This window comes from Amycolatopsis sp. WGS_07, from assembly GCF_045278895.1.
Lineage (GTDB): Bacteria > Actinomycetota > Actinomycetes > Mycobacteriales > Pseudonocardiaceae > Amycolatopsis.
This window is the reverse complement of record NZ_CP136053.1, coordinates 224,451-246,097: the sequence shown is the minus strand read 5'-3', so window position 1 is coordinate 246,097 and position 21,647 is coordinate 224,451. Positions and strand designations below refer to the sequence as shown.

Annotated in this window: 15 protein-coding genes; 5 read left to right on the top strand and 10 right to left on the bottom strand. The window is 68.9% G+C overall.

The features are described from left to right. Nucleotides 1-26 precede the first annotated feature (26 nt). Nucleotides 27-773 carry a hypothetical protein gene (locus RPX00_RS01035; RefSeq protein ID WP_406636519.1) on the bottom strand — a complete coding sequence of 249 codons (747 nt, stop codon included), beginning with the start codon at nucleotides 771-773 and terminating at the stop codon, nucleotides 27-29. A gap of 3 nt (nucleotides 774-776) precedes the next feature. Continuing rightward, nucleotides 777-1,346 (bottom strand): papain-like cysteine protease family protein, encoded by a 570-nt coding sequence (locus RPX00_RS01030; protein ID WP_406636517.1) that lies wholly within the window; start codon nucleotides 1,344-1,346, stop codon nucleotides 777-779. Nucleotides 1,347-1,799: 453 nt separating this feature from the next. Here RPX00_RS01030 and RPX00_RS01025 point away from each other — a divergent pair, with 453 nt between their 5' ends. Next, entirely contained in the window at nucleotides 1,800-4,733 is a 2,934-nt protein-coding gene (locus RPX00_RS01025) for a S8 family serine peptidase (RefSeq protein WP_406636515.1), read from the top strand. Nucleotides 4,734-4,786: 53 nt separating this feature from the next. Here RPX00_RS01025 and RPX00_RS01020 read toward each other — a convergent pair whose 3' ends face one another. Both RPX00_RS01020 and RPX00_RS01015 read right to left on the bottom strand, forming a co-directional pair. Beyond that, nucleotides 4,787-5,794 carry a S1 family peptidase gene (locus RPX00_RS01020; protein ID WP_406636513.1) on the bottom strand — a complete coding sequence of 336 codons (1,008 nt, stop codon included), beginning with the start codon at nucleotides 5,792-5,794 and terminating at the stop codon, nucleotides 4,787-4,789. 260 nt (nucleotides 5,795-6,054) lie between these two features. After that, nucleotides 6,055-6,924, bottom strand: coding sequence for a serine hydrolase (locus tag RPX00_RS01015; RefSeq protein WP_406636511.1), 870 nt, complete (start codon nucleotides 6,922-6,924; stop codon nucleotides 6,055-6,057). A 306-nt stretch (nucleotides 6,925-7,230) separates the two neighbouring features. Here RPX00_RS01015 and RPX00_RS01010 point away from each other — a divergent pair, with 306 nt between their 5' ends. Beyond that, nucleotides 7,231-11,814, top strand: a complete 4,584-nt coding sequence (locus RPX00_RS01010; RefSeq protein ID WP_406636509.1) for an RHS repeat-associated core domain-containing protein — start codon at nucleotides 7,231-7,233, stop codon at nucleotides 11,812-11,814. After that, nucleotides 11,808-12,371: a hypothetical protein gene (locus RPX00_RS01005; RefSeq protein WP_406636507.1), complete on the top strand. Its 564-nt coding sequence runs from the start codon at nucleotides 11,808-11,810 to the stop codon at nucleotides 12,369-12,371. The genes RPX00_RS01010 and RPX00_RS01005 overlap by 7 nt, the downstream gene beginning before the upstream one ends. Nucleotides 12,372-12,426: 55 nt before the next feature. On the opposite strand, the gene RPX00_RS01000 is transcribed toward RPX00_RS01005, so the two are convergent. Continuing rightward, nucleotides 12,427-12,786 (bottom strand): hypothetical protein, encoded by a 360-nt coding sequence (locus tag RPX00_RS01000; protein WP_406636505.1) that lies wholly within the window; start codon nucleotides 12,784-12,786, stop codon nucleotides 12,427-12,429. A gap of 250 nt (nucleotides 12,787-13,036) precedes the next feature. On the opposite strand from RPX00_RS01000, the gene RPX00_RS00995 reads away from it, so the two are divergent. After that, nucleotides 13,037-13,402, top strand: coding sequence for a hypothetical protein (locus RPX00_RS00995; protein WP_406636503.1), 366 nt, complete (start codon nucleotides 13,037-13,039; stop codon nucleotides 13,400-13,402). A gap of 85 nt (nucleotides 13,403-13,487) precedes the next feature. Here the strand turns inward: RPX00_RS00995 and RPX00_RS00990 are convergent, their stop codons facing one another. From RPX00_RS00990 to RPX00_RS00980, 3 genes are all read right to left on the bottom strand, one after another. Next, nucleotides 13,488-14,702: a cytochrome P450 gene (locus RPX00_RS00990; RefSeq protein WP_406636502.1), complete on the bottom strand. Its 1,215-nt coding sequence runs from the start codon at nucleotides 14,700-14,702 to the stop codon at nucleotides 13,488-13,490. A 92-nt stretch (nucleotides 14,703-14,794) separates the two neighbouring features. Beyond that, nucleotides 14,795-17,854: a BTAD domain-containing putative transcriptional regulator gene (locus RPX00_RS00985; RefSeq protein ID WP_406636500.1), complete on the bottom strand. Its 3,060-nt coding sequence runs from the start codon at nucleotides 17,852-17,854 to the stop codon at nucleotides 14,795-14,797. A gap of 29 nt (nucleotides 17,855-17,883) precedes the next feature. Then, a complete protein-coding gene (locus tag RPX00_RS00980) occupies nucleotides 17,884-18,708 on the bottom strand; it encodes a hypothetical protein (RefSeq protein WP_406636498.1) in 825 nt (274 codons plus the stop codon). A 96-nt stretch (nucleotides 18,709-18,804) separates the two neighbouring features. Between RPX00_RS00980 and RPX00_RS00975 the strand changes: the two genes are divergently transcribed. Further along, entirely contained in the window at nucleotides 18,805-19,596 is a 792-nt protein-coding gene (locus RPX00_RS00975; protein WP_406636496.1) for a hypothetical protein, read from the top strand. Between the two features lie 36 nt (nucleotides 19,597-19,632). On the opposite strand, the gene RPX00_RS00970 is transcribed toward RPX00_RS00975, so the two are convergent. After that, on the bottom strand, nucleotides 19,633-19,767 hold the full coding sequence (locus tag RPX00_RS00970; RefSeq protein ID WP_406636494.1) for a hypothetical protein: 135 nt from the start codon (nucleotides 19,765-19,767) through the stop codon (nucleotides 19,633-19,635). Nucleotides 19,768-20,501: 734 nt separating this feature from the next. Next, the gene (locus RPX00_RS00965) at nucleotides 20,502-21,566 is read right to left on the bottom strand and encodes a hypothetical protein (RefSeq protein WP_406636492.1); all 1,065 of its coding nucleotides are present in this window, start codon (nucleotides 21,564-21,566) and stop codon (nucleotides 20,502-20,504) included. Nucleotides 21,567-21,647: the final 81 nt, after the last annotated feature.

Below are 21,647 nucleotides of genomic sequence, written 5' to 3'. Positions count from 1 at the left end.
GCGGCGCCGCGCCCCTGCCGGAGTGGTCACTTGTCGTGTTTGAGCCGGCGGCGCAGGAACAGCACCCCGCCGCCGACGACCACGGCCGCGCCGCCGAGGGCGAGCGCGAGCACGGGGAGGCTGTCGGGGCTGGTGTTGGGTGCGGGCGCGGCGTAGCCACCGCCCGAGCCGGTCTTGTCGTAGGTCGAGCCGGGAAGCTTGTCGCCGTAGCGTTTCTGCAGTTCAGCCTGGTACGCGGCCAGGGTGACGCGGGTGCCTGCGGGAACGCCGGAGACTGCGCCGTCGAGAACGGTGACCGTGTTGCCGGACACCGAGTACCAGGCATTGACCTGTGGTTCGTGCAGCAGATACCCGCCGTGCGCGGCTGCGGCGTGGACCTGTTCGTCGTTGCCCGACGCGACGTTGATGACCTGCCAGCCCGACGCGCTGGGCTGTGTCCAGACCGTCGCCGCCCGTCCGTCGGCCAGATGCGCTGGGGACGCGACATAGGCCAGGGCAGCAGGGACATCGGAGTTGCCGCTGATGAATGCGGCTGTTGGTTCGTAGACCGGGATTTGTGTGTTGGCGTCCGCGGCCGCGCGGGTAGCGTGCGCGGGTCCGGCACCGGGAAATTTCGTGTGTGCGAGCCGGGCGGCGGTGCCGGGGCTGGCGAGCAGTCCGGAGATCGCGGCGGTGTCCGACGGCGACGGGCCGTTCGGCGTGGCGGCGGAGGCGGGCGAGGCGGCGAACACCGCGGCGGCGATCGCTCCGGCGAGGACGAGAGTTCGCTTCATGGGTCAGCCCACCATTCCGTAGACCGTGTGGGTCCAGGTGAATTGGTTGTTGGAGAGGTAGGAGTCGTAGTTCATCGAGTTGTAGCGGTTGTTCGACGGCCAGGGATCGCCGTATTCGACGGTGCCGCTGGCGTCGTCGTAGCCGTAGAGGACGTGCATGTGCCCGCCGCCGGAGGTCCAGCCGATCCGGGTGCCGATGGGCTGCCCGGCGTCGATCTGGTTCTTGATGCCGGAGAAGGCGAGCCGGTAGCCGTTGGAATTGTAGGTTCCCACACTGCGGAACCCGAGGTAGCGGAAAACGGTTTGCTCGTCGCTGAGATAGCCCTGGTTGTTGGCGCAGTCGTCGCCGGACTCGTTGTGCGCGATCTGGCAGAACCGGGTCTGGGTCAGGGAATGGCCCCAGAACGCGGCGATGGTGTTGCCGCTGGCGTCCCAGCACCAGTTGTCCTTCTCCTGTGCCTGCATCGAGATGTTCGTCTCGCCGGCGACCGCCGCGGCCGGGACGGCGAGCGCGGCGCACGCGGCGGCGGCGAGCACCGCGACTGCGCGCCGAACCTGAACGGGAACTTTCACGGAGTCCTCCAGCGGGGCGGCCGGCCCGGGACAAGGGACCCGGGGCCAGCGGGGAAAGGTGGGCAGACCGGAATGATCCGCGCGCCGAGTTCGCGCCGACTACCGACGAACGGAGGGATCGGCGCCGCGCACCGGATACCGGCACGCCCCTGGCGGCGGATTCCGGCTCCGCGCCCCGGCCGGGCGGCGAAATACTGCGCGCGGAAATCCGGAAGTGCCCTTTAGCGTCCGCGATGTGAGACGGTCGAATGGTCGAGACCAATTTATGCCGGCCGAATTCGAGGCGCGACGGCATATCGCGGGTATTGTCAAGCCGACCTCAGTATGGTCTTTTTCCGTTGATCGGATCCCGTCGTCCGCCGGGTGCCGCCGCGGCGGCTCATGCCGTATTTTCCCGTGGTCCGTCCTAACCGGACCGGCCGTCGTGCCGCACTTGTTCCCCGGAAGGTGTTCATGAGACGGGTTTCCCTCGCGCTGGCCGCCCTCGTCGTCGCCGGAGGTGTGGTCGCCGGAGCCGCTCCCGCCACCGCTGTCCCGCCCGCGCGCGACGGCGTCTACGTCGTCATGCTCAAGGACCAGCCAGCCGCCGCGGTGCCGCACAGCACCCGGCTCGACCGGACCGCGCCGTCCGTCCGCGACTACGTCGGACAGCTCAGCGCGCGCAAGGCAGCGCTGCTGGCGAAGGTCCCCGGTGCCCAGCGGATCGCGGACTACAGCTACGCGGGTGCCGGGTTCGCGGCGAAGATGACGCAGACGCAGGCTTCGACGCTCGCCGCGCGGCCGGACGTCCTCTTCGTCGCCCCGGACACCGAACGCCAAGGTGCTGACTACGAAACCCCGTCGTACCTCGGCCTCACCGGCCGCGACGGTGTGTGGAACCGGCTCGGCGGCACCGCCCGTGCCGGCGACGGCGTGATCATCGGCGACATCGACAGCGGCATCACCCCGGAGAACCCGGCGTTCGCCGCGCTGCCGCCGTCGCCGAGCGACCGCGCGGTCGCCCGCCGCTGGCACGGTTCGTGCGACCCCGGCAAGACCGGACCGGCGATCGTCTGCAACAACAAGCTCATCGGCGCGAAGGTTTTCGGCCCCGGCACGGTCGACGCGGTGCCGGACGAGTACTTCGGCTCGCCGCGCGACTACGACGGCCACGGCACGCACACCGCCAGCACCGCCGCGGGCGACTACGGCGTGCGGATGACCGTGGACGGCAAGGACTTCGGCAAGTTCAGCGGAATGGCCCCGGCCGCCCGGGTCGCGATGTACAAGGCGTTGTGGCACAAGGCCGACAACACGACGTCCGGCAACACCAGCGACCTCGTCAAGGCCATCGACGAAGCCGTCGCCGACGGCGTGGACGTCATCAATTACTCCATCACTACCTCGACCGGCGCTGTCGACGACCCGGTCGCGTACGCCTTCTACAACGCGGCCAAAGCGGGCGTCTTCGTCTCGGCCGCTGCCTCCAACAACGGGGCCGGCCCGAGCACCGTCCAGAGCAACTACCCCTGGGTGACCACCGTCGCCGCGGGCACGGACAACGTCGCTCACCACACCACGCTGACCCTCGGCAACGGCGCGACCTACGTCGGCGTCGGCCTCGGCTCGGCGGTCCCGTCGTCTCCGGTCGCGCTGCCCGCGCAGGTCGGCCTGTCCGGCGCGGACCCGGTCAAACTCGCGCAGTGCTACTCGAAGGAATGGGACCCGTCGCTGCCTGGCGGCGTGCTGGACCCGGCGAAGGTCAAGGGCAAGATCGTGGTCTGCGACCGCGGAGCCAACGACCGCGTCGACAAGAGCCGCGCGGTCGCCGAAGCGGGAGGGGTCGGCATGGTGCTGGTGAACCCAGGGCCGAACACGCTCAACGCCGATCTGCACGCCATCCCGACCGTGCACCTCGATCCGGCCGCCGGCACCCCGGTGAAGGCTTACGTCTCCGCCACCGCGAACCCGACCGCGGCCCTGTCAGCCAGCCGCGACGACCAGGTCACCGCGCCCCTCGTGGCGTCGTTCTCCAGCCGCGGCCCGGCCCAGGCCACCGGCGGGGACCTGCTCAAACCCGACCTGCTCGCCCCCGGCGTGGACCTGCTCGCCGCGGTCGCGCCGGTGAACCACAAGGGCCGGCAGTTCGACTTCGAATCCGGCACGTCGATGGCCACCCCGCACGTCGCCGGTCTGGCCGCGCTGCTGGCCGGCGCGCATCCGGACTGGTCGCCGATGGCGATCAAGTCCGCCCTGATGACCACCGCGAACCCCCAGGGCACGGACGGCAAGCCGATCCGCACGGACTCCGGAGCCGAGGCGACGCCGTTCGACCGGGGAGCCGGTCAGGTCACGCCGGGCGCGGCGCTGGCGTCCGGGCTGGTGTACGACAGCACCGCCGAGGACTGGGACGCGTTCCTGTGCGGCCAGGGTTCGGTGCCGCCCTCGGGAAAGTGCGCCGCGTCGATGCCCGCCACGGACCTGAACGTGCCGTCGTTCGGCGTCGGCTCGCTCGCCGGAAGCCAGACCGTGACGCGCACGCTGACGAACCTGGGCCGCCAGGCGTGGGCCGGGCGCGTGTCCGTGCAGGAGCCGCCGGGCGTGACCGTGCGAGTGCAGCCGTCGATCCTGGTGGTGCCGCCGGGTGCCAAGCAGAAATTCACCGTGACGTTCACGCGGACCACCGCCTCCTACGGCAAGTTCGTGTTCGGCAGCCTCGCCTGGCGACCGTGGACGCCGGGGCCGGACGTGCGGAGCCCGATCGCGGTTCGTCCAGCGCAAGTCTCGGCACCCGCCGAGGTACGGGGCACCGGAACCGCAAGCACCGCAACGGTTTCCGTGCGTCCCGGCTACTCCGGCACCCTCACCACGACCGTCGACGGCCCGGCTCCCGCGACGGAGAACAGCGCTCCGCTGAAGCACGCCACCGGCGCGACTTTCCCGCTGACCGCACCCGCGGCCAACGAGCACGTCGCAAAGTTCACCGTCACCACGCCGCCGGGCACGCGGTACGCGCGCTTCGCGACCTTCGCCGCCGACGTGCTGCCCGAAACCGACGTCGACCTGTACGTCTACCGTGCTGGAACGGACGATCTGGTCGCGCAAAGCTCCCTGGCTGGCTCGAACGAGTGGGTCGGGCAGGACGCGCCTTCCGGGGCTTATGACGTGTACGTCGACCTGTCCGCTGGGGGTGATCAGACCGTTCGGGTGGAGACCTGGATGCTCGGCGCGTCTACCGGAACCCTGAGTGTCGACCCGGCGAAAGTTTCGGTGACCAATGGGAAACCGGTCGATCTGACCGCCCGCTGGACCGGTCTCGACCCTGGTCACCGCTACCTGGCGCGTCTGTCCTATTCAGACGGTTCGACGGTCGCCCCGGCCAGCACGCTCCTGCCGATCACCACCTGACCCGCGAGGGCCCGCCGCTCCTCCCCGAGAGCGGCGGGCCTGCGTGGTTGGGCTCAGGCGAGCCGCAGCCCGTAGGACGACATTTCGCGGGACAGCGGGTAGAAGTAGCTGGTCTGCGTGTTGCCGCCGGACAGCGTGCCGAGCCCAGCCGACCCGTCGTACGCGGGGCCGCCGGAGTCGCCGTGGTCGGTGTGCGCGGTGGTGCCGAATTCGTGGTTCAGCACGCCGACGTCGAAGTTCACCGACTCGTCGACCGAGGTGACCTCGCCGCTGCCGCCGCCGGTCGTCTGGCCCATTTTCCGGATCTGCTCGCCGACGGTCGGGGTGCCGACGCTGGTGATCCGCTGCCCGGTGTTGATCGCGCCGGGGCCGGTGCCGTTCGGGCGGGTCAGCAGGCCGGAATCCGCGCCGGGGCAGTCGCTTTCGACGATCTGCGCGCCGGTGACGTTGCCGCCGCGCCAGGTGCCGCCGAGGTTGGTGCAGTGTCCGGCGGTGAGCATGAACGGCTGGCCGCCGCGGGTCACGTTGAAGCCGAGCGAGCAGGTGTACTGGCCGTTGGTGATGGAGTCGCCGTCGGCGATGTGGGTAGAAAGCTTGCCCGATTGCCGTTCCACCCGAACGGAATCGCCGTACTTCGCTGCGGCGGCGCGCACCTTGGCCGCAGTAGCCGGCGAGGCGGCGTCGTAGACCTTCACGACGACCTGGTTGCTTCTGGTGTCGATGCCCCACGAGGTCTGCGGAACGTTCTTGACGGAGTCGAGGCCCTCCTTGACGCTCGTCAACTCCGCGAAGCTGTGCTTGACGAGCTTCGTGGCGAATCCAGCGGCCTTGGCCTTTTCTTGCGCGGCGACGTCGGTCACCGTGACCACGGCTTTGCCGCGAGCCAGATAAACGCCGCCATTGCCAGCGCCGAGACTGTCGGCGACGCTGCCCGCCCGCGAAATCGACTGGGCCTGCATCTGGGAGAAGGCGAGCGGACTGGCCGAGGCGGCGTTCACGCATGCGCCAGCGGCCAGCGCCGCCGCCGAAAACGCGGTGAAACCGGCGAGGAGAGTTTTCATCGAATAGTCCTCCGGATCAACGGAAACGGGACGCCGGATACCTTCGGTCGGCGAAACGGCGGGCACTACCTACGAAGGTCGGAGCACGGTCGCTGGAACGGCGAGAATCACCCCGAAGGAGGCAGGGAGAGAACGAAAACCTGGTCAGCTGCCCGGAAAGCGACGGAATCCGGCGAGGGTGAGGCGAGCAGAAAGCGGTTCCCCGCACCAGCGGGATTCGTTGCCTTCCGGACAACCGGCGCGGCCGCGACTTTCGTGGGTCAGGTCAAACTGCCGGTGCCAGCAAGGGAGTTCTTCAGCGCTCCGGTGGCGTCGGTGAGCGCCTTGGTCGCGGCGGGCAGGCCGACGCTGTCGTCCCAGGTGCTCATCACCGCGACCGCGAACGTCCGGGACCCGGCCCGGACCAGCCCGGTCGTGTTGAGCACCCGCCGCCCGTCCGAAGTACCCCAGCCCTGTTTGATCGCCCATTCCGTGCCGGGAAACGCGCGCGGGATCCCGAAATGCTGGTCGAACCCGTCAGCGGCATTGCGCGGCGCGCTTTCCAGTGCCTCGGTAATGAATTCGCGTTCGTCGTCGGGCAGTTCCGCGGCGATGTGCCGATAGATGGCGGTGACGTCTTCCGCCGACATCGCGGTGGAACCCCATTGACCGGGCTTGTCCGGCGGAGTGGTGTGCTTCAGCCCGAGTTTCCCGGCCTGCCGCTGGACTATCGCCGGTCCGCCGAGCTGCTGCCACAGCCGGCTGGCGACGCGGTCGTCGCTGGCCGAAAGCATGGTCTGGACGGCGCTGGCTTCGCTGTCGTCGGGGACTCCGGAACGGTCGATCAGATCGAGTGCGATGAGCAGTTTCACCACGGACGCGGAGGGCTGCGGCTGATCGGCCTTCCAGCTCACCTCCACCGCGCACGCGTCGAGATCCACGACCTCGATTTCCAGCCGCGGATCGTTTCCGTTGCTCAGCAAGGCTTTCCTGGCCTCGGCGACCGCGTTCGGGTGTTTGTCCGCAGTCTGCGCTGGTTTCGTTTCGCACGAGGCGTGCCAGTCGGTGCCGCCGGAGTCGCTGGCCAGGACGATCGCGGCGACCAGCCCTCCGGCGGCGACAAGTGCGGCGATCCCCACGAGCAGCTTCATTGGCGCGAACTCCTTCGGCGACGACCCGCTTCCTCGGCGAAGCGGGAGCGAGCCGAAGGTATTGCGGCGAAAGGGAATGCCGGATCATCCGAAAAGTCGGTCCATTCAGGCCGGTCGGCGGGCAACCCCGGCGGTACATCGGCCATCTGGCCGACCCGCGGTGCCCGTTGATGCCGGATCGGCGGTAAAGCGGGGTAAAAACCTTCCTGAAGAGGTTAATCCGCGCGCACGGACGCGACTATGGCCGGTCCCCGATGCATGATCGAAAGATGCCCGCGAAAGCGGCGGTCGGGGAGGGGGACGCAGGTGAGCAATCCGCTGGTCGCGCCGGTCAAGGAGACGTCGGCGATGGCCGGGGTCCCGTTGCTGGAAGACGCGACGGGGCTGAAAGAGGCGATCGAGAGCAAGAACTGGGCCGCAGTCGCGATCGGTGCGGTGGGGACCGCGCTGGACGTGCTCACCGCGGTCATGGACCCGTTCGGCGCGATCTTCGCGGCCGGGGTCGGCTGGCTGATGGAGCACGTCGGCCCGCTCAAGGAGGCGCTCGACGCGCTGACCGGCAACGCGGACGAGGTCAAGTCCCAGGCCGCGACCTGGACGAACGTCGCCAAGGAACTCGAGAGCGTCGCGGCGGAGCTGACCGAACTGGTCAAAAAGGACCTGCAGGACTGGCAGGGCGAAGCGGCCGACACTTACCGCAAGAAAGCCGAGGACACCTCCGCCCTGATCGCCAGCGCCCAGAAGGGCAGCGAGGGCGCGGCCAGCGGGGTGAAAACCGCCGGGGAGATCGTCGCGGCGGTCCGGTCCCTGGTCCGGGACACCATCGCCGACCTGGTCGGGCACCTGATCTCCTGGGCGCTGCAGGTGGTGTTCACGCTCGGGATCGGGATGACCTGGGTCGTGCCGCAGGTGATCTCCGCGGTCGCCAAGACCGCGTCGAAGATCACCCAGGTCACGACGAAGCTGGTCAAAGCGCTCAAGGCGTTGATGCCGCTGCTGAAGAAGGCCGGGACGCTGTTCGAGGACGCCGCGAAGTCGTTGAAGGGGCTCAAGGGCGGCAAGCCCAAGCCGAGTCCCAAGCCGAACGACATCGAGACGCCGAAGGGGTCGCCGGGCAAGGGTGGCGGCAAGGACGAGAGCACGACGACCTCCAGCGCGGACTCGCCGGGGAACTCCGGCGGCGGCTCAGGCGGCGGCTCGGGCGGACGGGGACCGGAGCCGGAGGGCACGCGCGGAGGCGGCCACGACGGTCCGGGCTCGGTGAACTCCCCAGGCGGCGGGCAGTCCGGGGGCGGATCGCGCGGCGGGAACAACTCGCCGGGCGGTTCCGGGTCGCGGGACATCCGGGGCAACAACCGCGGCCCGCAGCAGGAGCGGGTGCCGGACAAGGACAAGAACACCTGCGGCGATCCGATCGACGTGGCCAGCGGCGACGTGGTGCTGCCGCAGGTCGACGTCGAGCTGGCCGGCGCACTGCCGCTGGTGCTGCGCAGGGTGCACCTGTCGTCGTACCGGGTGGGGCGGTCCTTCGGCCCGAACTGGGCGTCCACTGTGGACCAACGGCTGGAGGTCGACGGCGAAGGGGTCGCGTTCGCGGGCGACGACGGCACGCTGCTGTTCTATCCGCACCCGGCGCCGGAGTCCTTGCCGCAGGCCGGGCCGCGGCGGCCGCTCGCGCTCACCGGCGAGGGCTACACGGTCACCGTGCCGGAGGACGGCCGGACGCTGCATTTCGGCCGCGGTTCCGGGGTGCTGCCGCTGCGGGCGATCACCGACCGCAACGGGCACCGCATCGAGTTCGCCCGGGACGACGCCGGGGAGCTGACGGAGATCCGGCACCACGGCGGCTACCGCGTCCGGGTCGAGTCCGCGGGCGGGTTGATCAGCGCGCTGTACCTGCGCGGGGCCGACGGCGGCGCTGATCTGCCGCTGATGCGGTACGGCTACCAGAACGGACGGCTCGCCGAGGTCGCCGACTCCTCCGGGGCTCCGCTGCGGTTCGCCTACGACGGCGCGGGCCGGATGACCAGCTGGACCGACCGCAACGGAGCCTGGTACCGCTACGCCTACGACCCGGAAGGCCGGGTGGTGCGCGCGGAAGGCTCCGGCGGATTCCTCAGCGGCACCATGTCCTACGAGGACGGGGTGACGCGGTGGACGAACTCGCTCGGGCAGCAGACCGCCTACTACCTCAACGACCGCGGCCAGACGGTGCGCGAGGTCAATCCGGCCGGGCACGAGATCCGCTCGGAGTGGGACGAGTTCGATCGGCTGCTGACGCGCACCGATCCGCTGGGCCGGGTGGTGCGGTACGAGTACGACGACGCGGGGAACGTCCTGGCGGTGACCCGGCCGGACGGTCATCAGGCCCGGTTCGAGTACAACGATCTCGGCCTGCTGGTCGCGGCGGTCGCGCCGGACGGGACGGTTGAGCGGCAGGAGTACGACGAGCGCGGCAACCTCACGCGCATGATCGGCACGACGGGGCAGGTGACCAGCTACGGCTACGACGAGCACGGGCACCTGACGACGATCACGGACGCGCTCGGCTCGGTGCGCACCATCGAGAACAATGCCGCGGGCCTGCCGGTGTCGGTCACCGATCCGGCCGGGGCGAGCACGCGGTACGAGCGGGACGGCTTCGGCCGCATTTCGGCACTGACGGACGCGGCCGGGCGCGTCACGCGGTATGGGTGGACCGTGAGCGGCTCGCCGGCCTGGCAGACCTTGGCGGACGGGACCACTCAGCGGTGGGTCTACGACGGCGAGGGAAACCAGCGCACGCACGTCGACGCGCTCGGCCAGACCAGCCTCACCGAGATCACCCACTTCGACCTGCCCTCGGCCGAAACCCGCCCCGACGGCACCCGGTTCGAATACGGGTACGACACCGAACTGCGGCTGACCAGCGTCACCAACGAGCAGGGCCTGGTGTGGCGCTACGAGTACGACGCCGCGGGCAACCTGGTGCGGGAAACCGACTTCAACGGCCGCGTGCTGACCTACCGGCACGACGCGGCGGGCCAGCTCGTCGAACGCACCAACGGCGCGGGCGAAACCGCGCGGTTCAGCTACGACGTCCTCGGCAAGGTCGTGGAACGCCGCCACGGCGAGATCGTCACGACGTTCGCCTACGACCTGATGGGCCGCATGGTCGAAGCGACGAACCCGGACGCACAGGTGACGTTCCGTCGGGACTTGGACGGGCGGGTGCTCGCCGAGACCATCAACGGCCGTACCGTCGCCTCCTCTTACGACCCGCTCGGCAGGCTGGTCCGCCGTCGCACGCCTTCGGGCGCGGAAAGCCGGTGGGACTACGACGCGAACAGCAGGCCCGTCGCGCTCCACACCGCCGGGCGCACGCTGCGGTTCGACTACGACAGCGCGGGCAACGAGATCCGGCGGCACCTCGGTCAGCACGCGGTGCTGGCCCAGTCCTGGGACGCCAATAACCGGCTGCTGTCGCAGTCGCTCACCGGTGCCGCCGGGCTCGAGGTGCAGCACCGTTCGTACCGGTATCGCGCGGACGGTTTCCTGGCCGCGCTCGACGATCGGCTTGCCGGTCCGCGCTCGTTCGACCTCGACCGCGCCGGCCGGGTCGTCGCGGTCACCGGAGCAGGCTGGACCGAACGCTACGCCTACGACGCCGCGGGAAACCTCGCCAGCGCGTCCTGGCCCACCCCACCCGGGGCGGACGCCGAGGAACTCGGCGACCGGGAATACCGCGGCACGCTGATCCGCCGGGCGGGCAAGGTCCGCTACGAGCACGACGCACAGGGACGTCTCGTGCTGCGGCAACGGAAACGGTTGTCCCAGCGCCCCGACACCTGGCGCTACTCGTGGAACGCCGAAGACTGCCTCACCGAGGTCGTCACCCCGGACGGCACCTGCTGGCGATACCGCTACGACGCGCTCGGCCGCCGGATCTCGAAACAGCGGCTCGCCCCGGATCGCTCGCGGGCAGTGGAACAGATCGACTTCGCCTGGGACGGTCTCGTACTGGCGGAACAGGCGCACACCGACGGAATCCCGAACGGCCCCGGCCTCGGCGACGCCCGGGTCACGGTCTGGAACCACGAACCGGCGACCGGCAGGCCGCTGACCCAAACCGAACGGTCGCCGCTGAACCGCGCGCCCCAGCGGTGGATCGACGAGCAGTTCTACGCGATCGTCACGGACCTGGTCGGCACCCCGACGGAACTGGTCGACGAACGGGGGGACGTGGCCTGGTTCCACCGGACGACCCTCTGGGGAGCCACGACGACCGGCCAGGGCAGGGCCAGCACCCCGCTGCGGTTCCCCGGGCAGTACCACGACCCGGAGACCGGCTTCCACTACAACTTCCTCCGGCACTACGACCCGGTGTCCGCCCGGTACGGCAGCTCCGACCCGATCGGCATGCGCGGCGGGACGAATCCGCACCAGTACGTCCCCAACCCGCACACCTGGCGCGACCCGCTCGGGCTGACGCCGTGCCAGGAACAGATGGCGAACGAACTCAGCGACCGGGCGGAGCTGTACCACAACCTGATCGACCCCGGCGGCCGCGGATACCGGACGACGTCGGTCATCGCGGCGCGCGACGCACAGGGAAACACCCACAGCGTCGTGGCGAGCAGCGGCGACCGCGGCCTGACCCCGCAGCAGATCAGCGAGGCGAACCGGATCGGCGACATCCCGGTGCCAGCGGGGGCTCCGGGGAGCCACGCGGAAATGAACGCGCTGGACTACATCAGAGCACAGCACTGGCAGCCGGTGGCGGGCGGCGCGAGCAGGCCCGTGTGCACTCCGTGCGGCACCAGGCTGTGGAACGACGGCCAGGCCACGCTGGTGGGCCCGGAACGCAGGGGAGCCACCGGAGGCACTGGACAGACGGCGTTCATATGGTGACCTTCGACCGGCAGGCAACCCGAGACCGGCTGGCCGGCCTGGACCCCGCGCGGCTGGTCGCCTTCGCGGCCTCGTGCGTCCAGCGCCGTGAGTCCGCTGTGGACACTCTTGCCCGGCACGGTCGCGCCGAGGATCAGGCGGTGTTCCAAGCGGCTTTGGCGGAAACCTGGGCGGCTGCCCTGTCCGGCGCGCCCTCCGAGGGTGACCAGCTGGACGGTTTCGCGGAATTGAACGCCGAAGAGGAGCCTTCGGGAGCACTCGCTTTCACGGCCGACGCGATCCAGGCGTTGTGGTACGCGCTGAAATTCCGGGCGACGGGCGATCGAGAGTGGGTCTTCCATTGCGCGAGCCGTTGTTATGACTCTGCTGGGTTTGCTGATGTCGTTTCCGGGGGTGGGTTCGGGTTTGGTGCGGCGGAGGTGCGGTTGCAGCTTGAGGATCTTTCCGAGCTGGAGACGTCTCGGCTCGGTCCGGAGCTGATCGCTCGGCTGGTTGCTCGGTCGAGTCGGGAGAGTGAGCGAATCCGGCCGCATGTCACGGAAAGCGGGTCAGGCTAATCCGGTCTGATAGGCGATGACCACGAGCGGCCGTCTCGCGTTCGCTTGCGCAAGCTCAGCACCACACCCATGCGGCGAGAACCGTTTTGTTCGGATCCAGCAGCCGCGAGGACCACGCGGCGGTCTCGTCCCAGGTGTCGTCCCAATAGATGACCCGGACCGCATTGCCGTGCGCGATCGCGGCGTCGTAGTAGTCGCGGATGCGATGCCCGCCGCAGCCGTCCAGGTTCCACCATTCCGGCTGCGACGGACCATGATGCGCCAGCCTGATGCAAGCCCGCCCGGCGTGGCACACGTAATCCCAGAACCCGCCGCCTTCAACCGTCGAGGCGGCTTGGGCGGGGACGGCGAGCGTCCCGATCACCGCTGTGCCCATCGCGGCGCTCGCCAGGACTTTCCGAAAACGATTGATCACGTCTGTCACTTCCCATATTTCCCCCGAACGCAGACGCGGAAAGTCTATCGATAGTGGGCGATTACCGTCAGTACGGCAACGTGGTGAAGGAATTTCGGCGAGCGTACTTAAGGTCACTGTTACTGGGCTGTCCGAGTGACCCACCGACTGCCGGAACCCCGTCGTGCGACGCCTGGTAACGACGATCGGCCGGGGACACGTTGACGGATCAATGAAGCCGTGCCATCAAGGGAAACCCTGCTCTCAGCGCATGCGGGAGGCCGCCGTGCTTACCAGCGCGGTCGGGCTCGCGACGGCCGGCATGAACCACCGGCGGCAAACCAGGTCCGCGACTCGGGAACTTCGTTGGCAGCACGTCAAACAGCTTCGTCAGCAACGACGCGACCCCAACCTCACGGCGGCCGTAGCGGACGCGACCAGCGAATGGCGCGAGGCGCACAACGCCGTTTTCTTGCTGGCTGGCCCGATGGTCATCGAGCTGCACGTCATGCACCGCAGATCCATCGACCGGCGATGGAAGGACGTGTGGCGGGGCGAGTACGTCGACGACCCGCCCCTGCACATCGCGCTCACCGACGCGATGCGGGCCGAGATCACCGACCCGCCCGCGTCGTGACCGCGCTCGGGGTTCAGCGCGGCTTCGATCCGAGGTCGAACGCTGGCTCGTCCGGTTATGGTTCGGCGAAAACCGCAGCCGGCAATCAGCCCCAAGCGACCGGCAATTCATGCACCCCGTAAATGTTCATATTGGTCCGCAACGGCACCTCCCCAGCCGGCACCGCCAGCCGCAGATTCGGGAACCGGCGCAGCAGCCCCTCAAACCCGGCCCGCATCTCGATCCGGGCCAGCTGCTGGCCAAGGCACTGGTGGATCCCATGCCCGAACGCCACCTGCCCGCGCACCTTCCGACGCACGTCCAGCACGTCCGGATTCTCGAACCGCCCCGGATCGCGGTTGGCTGCCAGCAGCGAAACCACGACCGTCGAACCGGCCGGAATCGTTTCGCCGCCGAGTTCGATGTCCTCCGTCGCGTAGCGGTAGAAGATGTCGGCCACCGACAGGTAGCGCATCAGCTCTTCCACCGCGTTGGGGAACAGCGTCGGGTCGGCGCGCAGTTCGGCCAGCTGCGCGGGGTTCTCCAGCAGCGCGAAAGCGCCGAGCGACAACATGTTCGCAGTGGTCTCGTGGCCGGCCAGCAACAGCAGGAACGCCATGCCGGTCAGTTCTTCGATGCTGAGGTCCTCGTCGCGGGCCAGGTCGGAGAGGATGTCGTCGCCGGGCTCGGCGCGCTTGTCCGTGCACAGCTGGCCGAGGTAGCCCATCATCGCGCCGAACGCGGCCATTTTGTCCTCGAGGTTCACGTCCCGTTCCATGAACTTCGACGAGTTCGCCTGGAAGGTCTCGCGGTCGGCGTACGGAACGCCGAGCAGCTCGCAGATCACCAGCGACGGCACCGGAAGCGCGAACTCCCGCACCAGGTCCACCGGCTGCGCGAGCTGCGCGACCGCGTCCAGCTGCTGTTCGGTGATCGCGATGATGCCGTCCTCGAGCTGCTTCATCCGCTTGACGGTGAACGCGCCGGTCAGCTTGCGCCGCAGCCGGGTGTGGTCGGGCGCGTCCATGCTGATGAACAGGCCGGGGATCTGCGGCGAGGGCTCGGTGGCGACCGGCATTCCCGGCGTCTCGTACGGCACGTGGATGACCCCGAGGTCCTGGCGGCTGCTGAACCGGGCGTCGGACATCACCTGACGGACCGCGTCGTACCCGGTGACCAGCCAGCCCTCGTGGCCGTCCGGGAAGAGCATCGGGCTGACCGGGCGGGTCTCGCGCAGCGCGGTGATCGCGGCGGGCGGGTCGAACGGGCCGGCGTCGCGGTCCATCGGCAGGCCGTGGACCGGGGAAACCTGCTGGCTCATCGGAAATCCTCTCGTGGTGGCTTGTTGTCACCACGATCGCCGGGAGGCCAGACACCGGACTGTCACGGCCCTGACACGGGCCGGAAGCCGTGTCAGAGAGCGAGCGTCACCAGCTCGTTCCATTCGCCCGCCGCGCCCTCCCGCGCGGCCTGCTCGAACGCTTCGTCGCCGAGGTGGTCGCGCGCCTGCTGCTCGATCCGCGGCACGTCCGGGTTCGCCAGGTCTTTCCGGCCGAGCACCCGCGCGCTCGCCGCCAGCAGCCGCGCGGCGTGGTCGTACTGCTCCCGTCGTAACGCCAGGTCAGCGACCCCGACCAGCGCCTGCGCGATCTCCGGCGCGCGTCCGGTTTCCGCCGCCGCACGGCAAGCGGCGGCACGGTGTTCGCGCGCCTCGCCGAGATCGGCGGCGAACCAGGCGTGCAGGTCGTGGGTCGCGGCCCGCAGATGCGGTTGCTGTGCTTCGTCGCCCAGCAGGCTCATCGCGTGGCCGAACTGGTCGAAGGCTTCCTGCGCGTTGCCGTTCCACCGGGCCAGCTCCGCCCGGACCAGAGCGAGCGAGGCCAGCGTCCCGGGCCAGGTGACGCCTTCCGCGAGGCTTTCCGCCTCGGCCACCGCGGCGGCGCTGGCGTCCTTGTCGCCCGCGAGCCAGTGCAGCCGGGCCTGCCGCATGCGCATCTGGACGACGTCGTCCAGCGCGCCCAGTTCGGCGACGACGGCGATCGCCTGGTCGAAGTGCTCGCTGGCCTCGGCGAACTCGCCGCGCATGGCCACGCAGCCGGCCAGTTCGGTCTGCGCGAACGAGATGCCGAACCGTTCGCCGAGCACCCGGAACTCGACCAGCGATTCGTCGAACCAGGATTCGCAGTCCTGGCCGAGCATCATCCGCATCTTGCCGATGTGCAGCCGGGACAGCGCGCGCACCCACGGGTCCTCGTCGTCCAGCAGCGACTCCCAGGCGGGCATCAGCGCGGTCGTGTCGCCCAGCATCATCTCCAGCGGCACCACCAGCCGCAGCGCCGCGTGGCAGTGCCGGACGTGCTTGCCGAACTCGTACGCCTGGTGGATCCACTCCGCGGCTTCCGGCACGTCGCCGGGTCCGGACGTGACGAACATCGAGGTCAGGGCGTACACCACGGCCTTGGTTCCGTCCGGGACCTCGCCGGGAATCGCGATCGCGGCGCTGATCAGCTCCATGCCCTCGGCCTTGCGGCCCACGAGCCACCAGTACCAGCCGCAGGCGGCCGCGAGCCGCATCGCGGAGTGCGCGTCGCCTGCCGCGAGCGCGCCGCGCATCGCCGAGACGAGATTGTCGTTCTCCGCCTTGAGCACGGCGAGCCACTCCAGCTGCTCGCCGCGACGCAGGTGGGGCTCCGCGGTCTCGGCCAGCTCGGTGAAGTACGCGAGATGCGCCTGCCGGGCGAGGTCCGTTTCCCCTGCCTCGGCGAGCCGTGCGGCGCTGTACTCCTTGATCGTGCCGAGCATCCGGTACCGCGGCGCGCCTTCGCCGAACGCGACGAGCAGCGACTTGTCGCTCAGCGCGGTGAGCAGGTCCAGCACCTCGTACTCGTCGACCAGATCGCCCGCGCAGACCCGTTCCGCCGCTTCCAGGCTCGCGCCGCCGGCGAACACCGACAGCCTGCTCAGCACGAGCCGTTCGCCGTCGCTGAGCAGTTCCCAGCTCCAGTCGACCATCGCGCGCAACGTCCGGTGCCGGGGCAGCGCGGTGCGGCTGCCGCCGGTCAGCAGCCGGAACCGGTCGTCAAGCCGGTCCGCGAGCTGCTCGGCGGACATCGTGCGCAGCCGGACCGCGGCCAGCTCGATCGCGAGCGGCATCCCGTCCAGCGCGGCGCAGATGCGGCCCAGCGTCCGGTCGTCGGCGAGGTCCTGGCGCCGCGTCGTCGCCCGATCCCGCAGCAGCTGGACGGCCTCAGCCCGCGCGAGCGGCTCGACCGGCCACAACGCCTCCCCGGTGATCCCCAGCGGTTCCCGGCTCGTCGCGAGAATCCGCAACCCGCGGCACTCGCCGAGCAGCCGATGCGCGAGCGCGGCCGCGGACTCGATGACGTGCTCGCAGTTGTCCAGCACCAGCACCATTTCGCGGTCGCGGATCGCGGAGACCAGCCGGTCGACCGGATCCGCGGCGGAAGCCTCGCCGAGCAGCGCGTCGCGCAGGCCGAGCCCGGAAAGCGTGGCCTGCGCGACGTCGTCGCCGGTCCCGATGGCGGCCAGCTCCACCAGCCACGCGCCGTGCTGCAGACCGGCGACCAACGTACGGGCGGTTTCCGTTGCCAGCCTGGTCTTTCCCGAGCCACCGGGCCCGATCAGGGTGGTGAGCCGCTGTTCCGACACCAGATCACGAACCGCGGCGACATCCGCCTCTTTGCCGACATAGCTGGTGAACTCGGCGCGCAGATTGGTCTTACGACTCTCCTCGCGCCGCCCCACCTCGCCCCGCAACAACGCGACGTGCAACGCGGACAGCTCAGGCGACGGATCGGCTCCCAGCTCGTCGGCCAGCGTTTCCCGGATGCGCTGAAACGCTTGCAACGCCTCGGTAGTGCGCCCCGCAGCGGCCAGCGCCCGCATCAGCGCGCCGACCAGCCGCTCCCGGACCGGATGCGCGGCCACCAGGTCGGTCAGCTCCGCGACGAGATCCGCCCCGTGCCCGAGATCGATCTCCGCCTCGAACCGGTCCTCCATCGCCGCGAGGCGCAGTGCCTCCAACCGGGTGGCCGCCGCGTCGAACGCCTCGCTTTCCTGCAAACCGACGTCCTGCATCGCCGGCCCGCGCCACAACTCCAGCGCCTCGCGCAGCCGCCCAGGCCCGCGCTCCTCCCGGGCCTGGGCAACGAGCCGCTCGAAGCGCACCGCGTCGACCGCCTCCGCGTCGATCGCCAGCCGGTACCCGTCCGTCAGCCCCTCGACGACGGCTCCCGGCAGTGCCTTGCGCAGCCGGGAAACCAGGCGTTGCAGCGCATTCGCCGCCTCGGCCGGCGGATGCTCGCCCCAGATCCAGTCGATCAGCGTCGCCTTCGGCACCACCTGCCCCGGCCGGAGCGCGAGCGCGACGAGCAGCCCGCGCAACCGCGCACCCGGCACGTCGGCCAGGTCGCCGTCGCGGACCTCGAAGGGACCCAGGATCTTGATCTGCACCTGCTAGATCCTGCCATCCACCCGGCCGGTCAGGCAGCGGAATAGAGGACGATGTCGTCGAGCCGCGTGCGCGCGTGGACCTTGAGCGTGGCCCCCGAGCCGTCCGACGCGCCGAGCGTGCTCCGCACAGCTCCCTTCGTACTCTTCGCGTCCACGTCGGCGTCCGTTCCCGCACTGACGCCGACCTCGATCCCGCCAGCCGCGTTCGACAGCTCCACCTGCCCCCGCGTAACCCGCCCAATCCGGATCGGGCAGTTAGCAGCCTTGGCGACGACGCTCGCGTCCGCCGTCCCGATGTCGAACCTGCCATTCGACCCGCCGAGATCCACGTCGGAGCGGGCGTGCCCGATCCAGACCTCGCCGCTAGTACCCTGGTAGCGGATCTCGCCGTCGACCTCGCCGATCCGCAACCCCGCCGCGCTGCCCTCGATGACCGCGTCCCCAGCGACGTGCCCGACCGCGAGCCCACCCGCCCCGAGGTTGCCGCGCAGCGCGCCGACCTGGTCAAGCCGGACCTGCCCCGAGCCGATGTTGACCTCGCAGTCGCCGAGGACACCGTCCGCCCGCACCTCAGTCCAGGCCGTGTTCAAGACGAGCTTGGACCCGGCGGGCAGCTCGATGGAGATGTCAACGGAACCGGTCTGACGGCCGGACTTGGTGGTCTTGACGGAGAGCACGCCGCCTGCGAGGTCGACCTTGGTCTTCTCGGCGACCTTCACATCGGTGGAGTTCGCCGCGTCAACCGGCCGCACCTGCACGACGGTCTCGGCACTCTGACCTGCGGTGATCCGGACGTTCGCCCCAGCGGTGGTGATGGCGGCGGTGATGGGGTTGGGGGTGGTGAAGGTGGACATTTTCGGTTCTCCCTGGCTGGGTTTGTGGTTTGTTGTGACCACATTCGCCAGCCGGGCGGACACGGGGCTGTCACGGCGCGGACGCGGGGAGGGGCGGTGTCAGTACCGGTGTCAGCGGAGGACATTTCGTGGCCGGCCATGCTCTGGCTCGGCGGTGCGCAGGGAGCTGGCAAGTCAACGATCGCGTGGCTGTTGAGCCGTCATCTCGACCTGCCGCTGCATCCAGTGGACATGTGGACCTACGACCACCAAGAGCGGCTCCCCGCAGCGAGCACGACACTTGACGAAGAACTCGCGCAGGGCCCTGAGCAGGCAGCTTCCGCCTTCGTCGCCACCGCGCACGCGCGCCTACCACCCGTCATCGCCGACGTTCGCGCCCGAGCCACGGAACCGGTGCCCGTCCTGGTCGAGGGGCCGCAGCTGATGCCGTCGATGGCCGCCCCGCTGCCGATCGGAAGCGCTGTGTTTCTCCTCCCCACACCGGAGCGGACCCGTGCAGGGCGCGCGTCTCGGCCGGATACTCGCCCGGATCGGCTCGAACGCCTCGTCGCTCGCGACACCGTGCTCGCCGACCTGGTCCGCAGCGAGGCCGCCGCCACGGGCCGCCCGGTGATCGAGGTGCCAGAGAACCCGGACTGGCCGGCGACGTACGATGCCGTGTACTCCGCTCTCGAACCCGGCATCACCGCCAAGCTCGCTGCGGGACGCGAACTGGCCGCGCAGCGAGCATTCGAGAACGACGTCGCCGCCCGCCAGGGACACCTCTGGGCGGCGGCCACCGGACGCGACGTGACCACGGTGCCGTACCGGTGGGCCTGCGAATGCGGAGCCAGCGGCTGCACCGACCGCAGCCCGCTCGGCACGCCACCGCCGCGTCCGGCGCGATGAAAGCCACTCCTCGTTGCCAGGCAACAAAAGCCTCGGTCAGTCGGCTTCCGTATCGCCACCGGGAAGCAGATCGAGGAGCCGCTGCCGTTCCGGCTCGACGATGCGTTCCGGCAGGACCAGCCACGCCTGGCGAATCTCGACGCCGGGTGGCCGGAACGGTTTCTCCAGCATGGCGGCGGAGACGACTGCGGCCTAGTCGGTCCCGGCGTCCAGCGGCACGGCGTCCGAGACCACCGGCAGGCCAGGTTCGGATGACCGGCGCAATACCAGGTGAGATCTTCCGGGAACGGGCTCTCCGGCTCGCCGCCGACCCAGTAGGTGCGATCGCCAATGCGGTGGCCGGTGAGTGTTCTCGCAGTTCCGCGGTGATCCGCTGCTATGCGGTGTTACCGGTCGGCTAGCGGAGACCGGTCTGTCGGCTAGCGGAGACCGGTCTACTGTCTTCGCCAGGCATCTGGTTGATAGAGACGGGTGCGCCTGCAGCTCTGAGGAGAGCCTGGGACCAAGGTCGAGGCGGGTGGACGCAGGGTGCCGCTGGCGGCCGGATCCAGCAGAAGCGGTCCCAGGACCGTAGAGAACTCCGCAGCCCTCAGTTGGCCGTGCTGCTGGTTGGGCGGCAATCGCGGTGGCGGGCAGGATGCTGAGCCATCTGACTTTCGAGACCGTCCCAGTGTGGATTGTTCTGCTGCTGTCGGCGTGTACTTGCCAGCGTGATCGCAAGCTTGACCGGCATCGGAAACTGTCCACAACATGGCCCGTTGTCTTGTCTGGGTCTCCCGCTCGGTCGGCCCAGGGAAACCCTCAGTCAGCCGACATCAATGCGAACATCAGCTGTCGTGAACTTGGCAGGTGTTAGATTACTGCGGCTCGGCGCTGTCCTTGGGTTACGTTGACTATAAGTGCGATTATGCAACGATCTGTTTGAGGGCTTCGTAGAGCCCATTTCCTGCGGCGCCGATGACCAACTGACCTGCAATGGCCAGGATAGTTTTGATTGCGCGCCGGGTTCCTTCGTTGCATGGCGTTCGATGGTTGACGGCGTCGGACAGGGTCTGGACGTGCTCGTCGAGGACCGGCAGTGCATCCTCGTGGATCTCTTTTCGAACGGCCGGTCGTGCCAGAACTGTCAGAAGTTCGCGCAGGATATCAATGTCGCGATCGATCGGGGTCGTTGAACTGGACGCCTGGGCCGCACTGCCGTCGCCAGAGCTTCGTGCATAGTGTGCATTATTGTTGTTGCCGAATTGCATGAGCCCGCTATTGACAATGTTCACCGGTTCCTTCTCCTTTGCTCGATGAAAGACCTCGACGCCGTGGCGGCGGGATTGTTCGTAATGCCACACCTCCCCTGCGGCGGTCAGTCCAATTTTCCCATGAGTTCTCCGGCTGGTGATGCCTAGCCTTCGGGTAGCGTCGATGGCATCTAGGATGATCTTGCGGTCGTGACCATGCGTGGATAAGTCAGAGCAGATGTCGGATATCGTCGAGTTTCTGTTGGCGTGAAGAAATCTCGTCGTCGCTGCGACTGGCGACCTGAGGACCTTGAATCTCGCCTGTATGTTCGGACGCGGTCGACGGATGATTGAGAAAGGATCGCGAAGTTTGAAAACTTGTACTTTTTCATCGCGTCTTAATTGCAGCTGCCGGCCATTATGTAGGCCGACCATAATGGGATGTGCTCGGCCGTGATGTTCGAATATGCAGAGGATCTGCGTTACTCGGGTAAGTCCCTTCTTTTCGGTATTGACAGAAACCCACATTCCCGGCTGCAATGTGTCGGCGGACCGGAATGACCAACGGTAAGTCGGTAGTCGGACGGCGGCGGTCAGGTAGAGGACGACTAGGATCCCGATAAGCCCCAGTGCGGAAACCAACCCTTCTGTGTTTTGGCTCTGCAGTGAGCCGAAACAGACGATCAGAGCCAGGGCGAGCAGGTAGCAGCCGGGTGCAAGCAGCAGGCGCGTGGTCACGACTGGTCGAGTGGGGCGTAGGGGGCGACGGCCAGGTTGGGGCAAATAGTGGTCAAGCTCGGGCGTCAGGTCAAGCGCGGC

Bases quoted from the DNA above. Each gene is read 5' to 3' on its own strand.
- RPX00_RS00970 (WP_406636494.1), bottom strand. From the start codon at position 19,767: ATGCTGGAGAAACCGTTCCGGCCACCCGGCGTCGAGATTCGCCAGGCG.
- RPX00_RS00995 (WP_406636503.1), top strand. From the start codon at position 13,037: ATGCGGGAGGCCGCCGTGCTTACCAGCGCGGTCGGGCTCGCGACGGCC.
- RPX00_RS00980 (WP_406636498.1), bottom strand. From the start codon at position 18,708: ATGTCCACCTTCACCACCCCCAACCCCATCACCGCCGCCATCACCACC.
- RPX00_RS01025 (WP_406636515.1), top strand. From the start codon at position 1,800: ATGAGACGGGTTTCCCTCGCGCTGGCCGCCCTCGTCGTCGCCGGAGGT.
- RPX00_RS01005 (WP_406636507.1), top strand. From the start codon at position 11,808: ATGGTGACCTTCGACCGGCAGGCAACCCGAGACCGGCTGGCCGGCCTG.
- RPX00_RS01035 (WP_406636519.1), bottom strand. From the start codon at position 773: ATGAAGCGAACTCTCGTCCTCGCCGGAGCGATCGCCGCCGCGGTGTTC.
- RPX00_RS01015 (WP_406636511.1), bottom strand. From the start codon at position 6,924: ATGAAGCTGCTCGTGGGGATCGCCGCACTTGTCGCCGCCGGAGGGCTG.
- RPX00_RS00990 (WP_406636502.1), bottom strand. From the start codon at position 14,702: ATGAGCCAGCAGGTTTCCCCGGTCCACGGCCTGCCGATGGACCGCGAC.
- RPX00_RS01020 (WP_406636513.1), bottom strand. From the start codon at position 5,794: ATGAAAACTCTCCTCGCCGGTTTCACCGCGTTTTCGGCGGCGGCGCTG.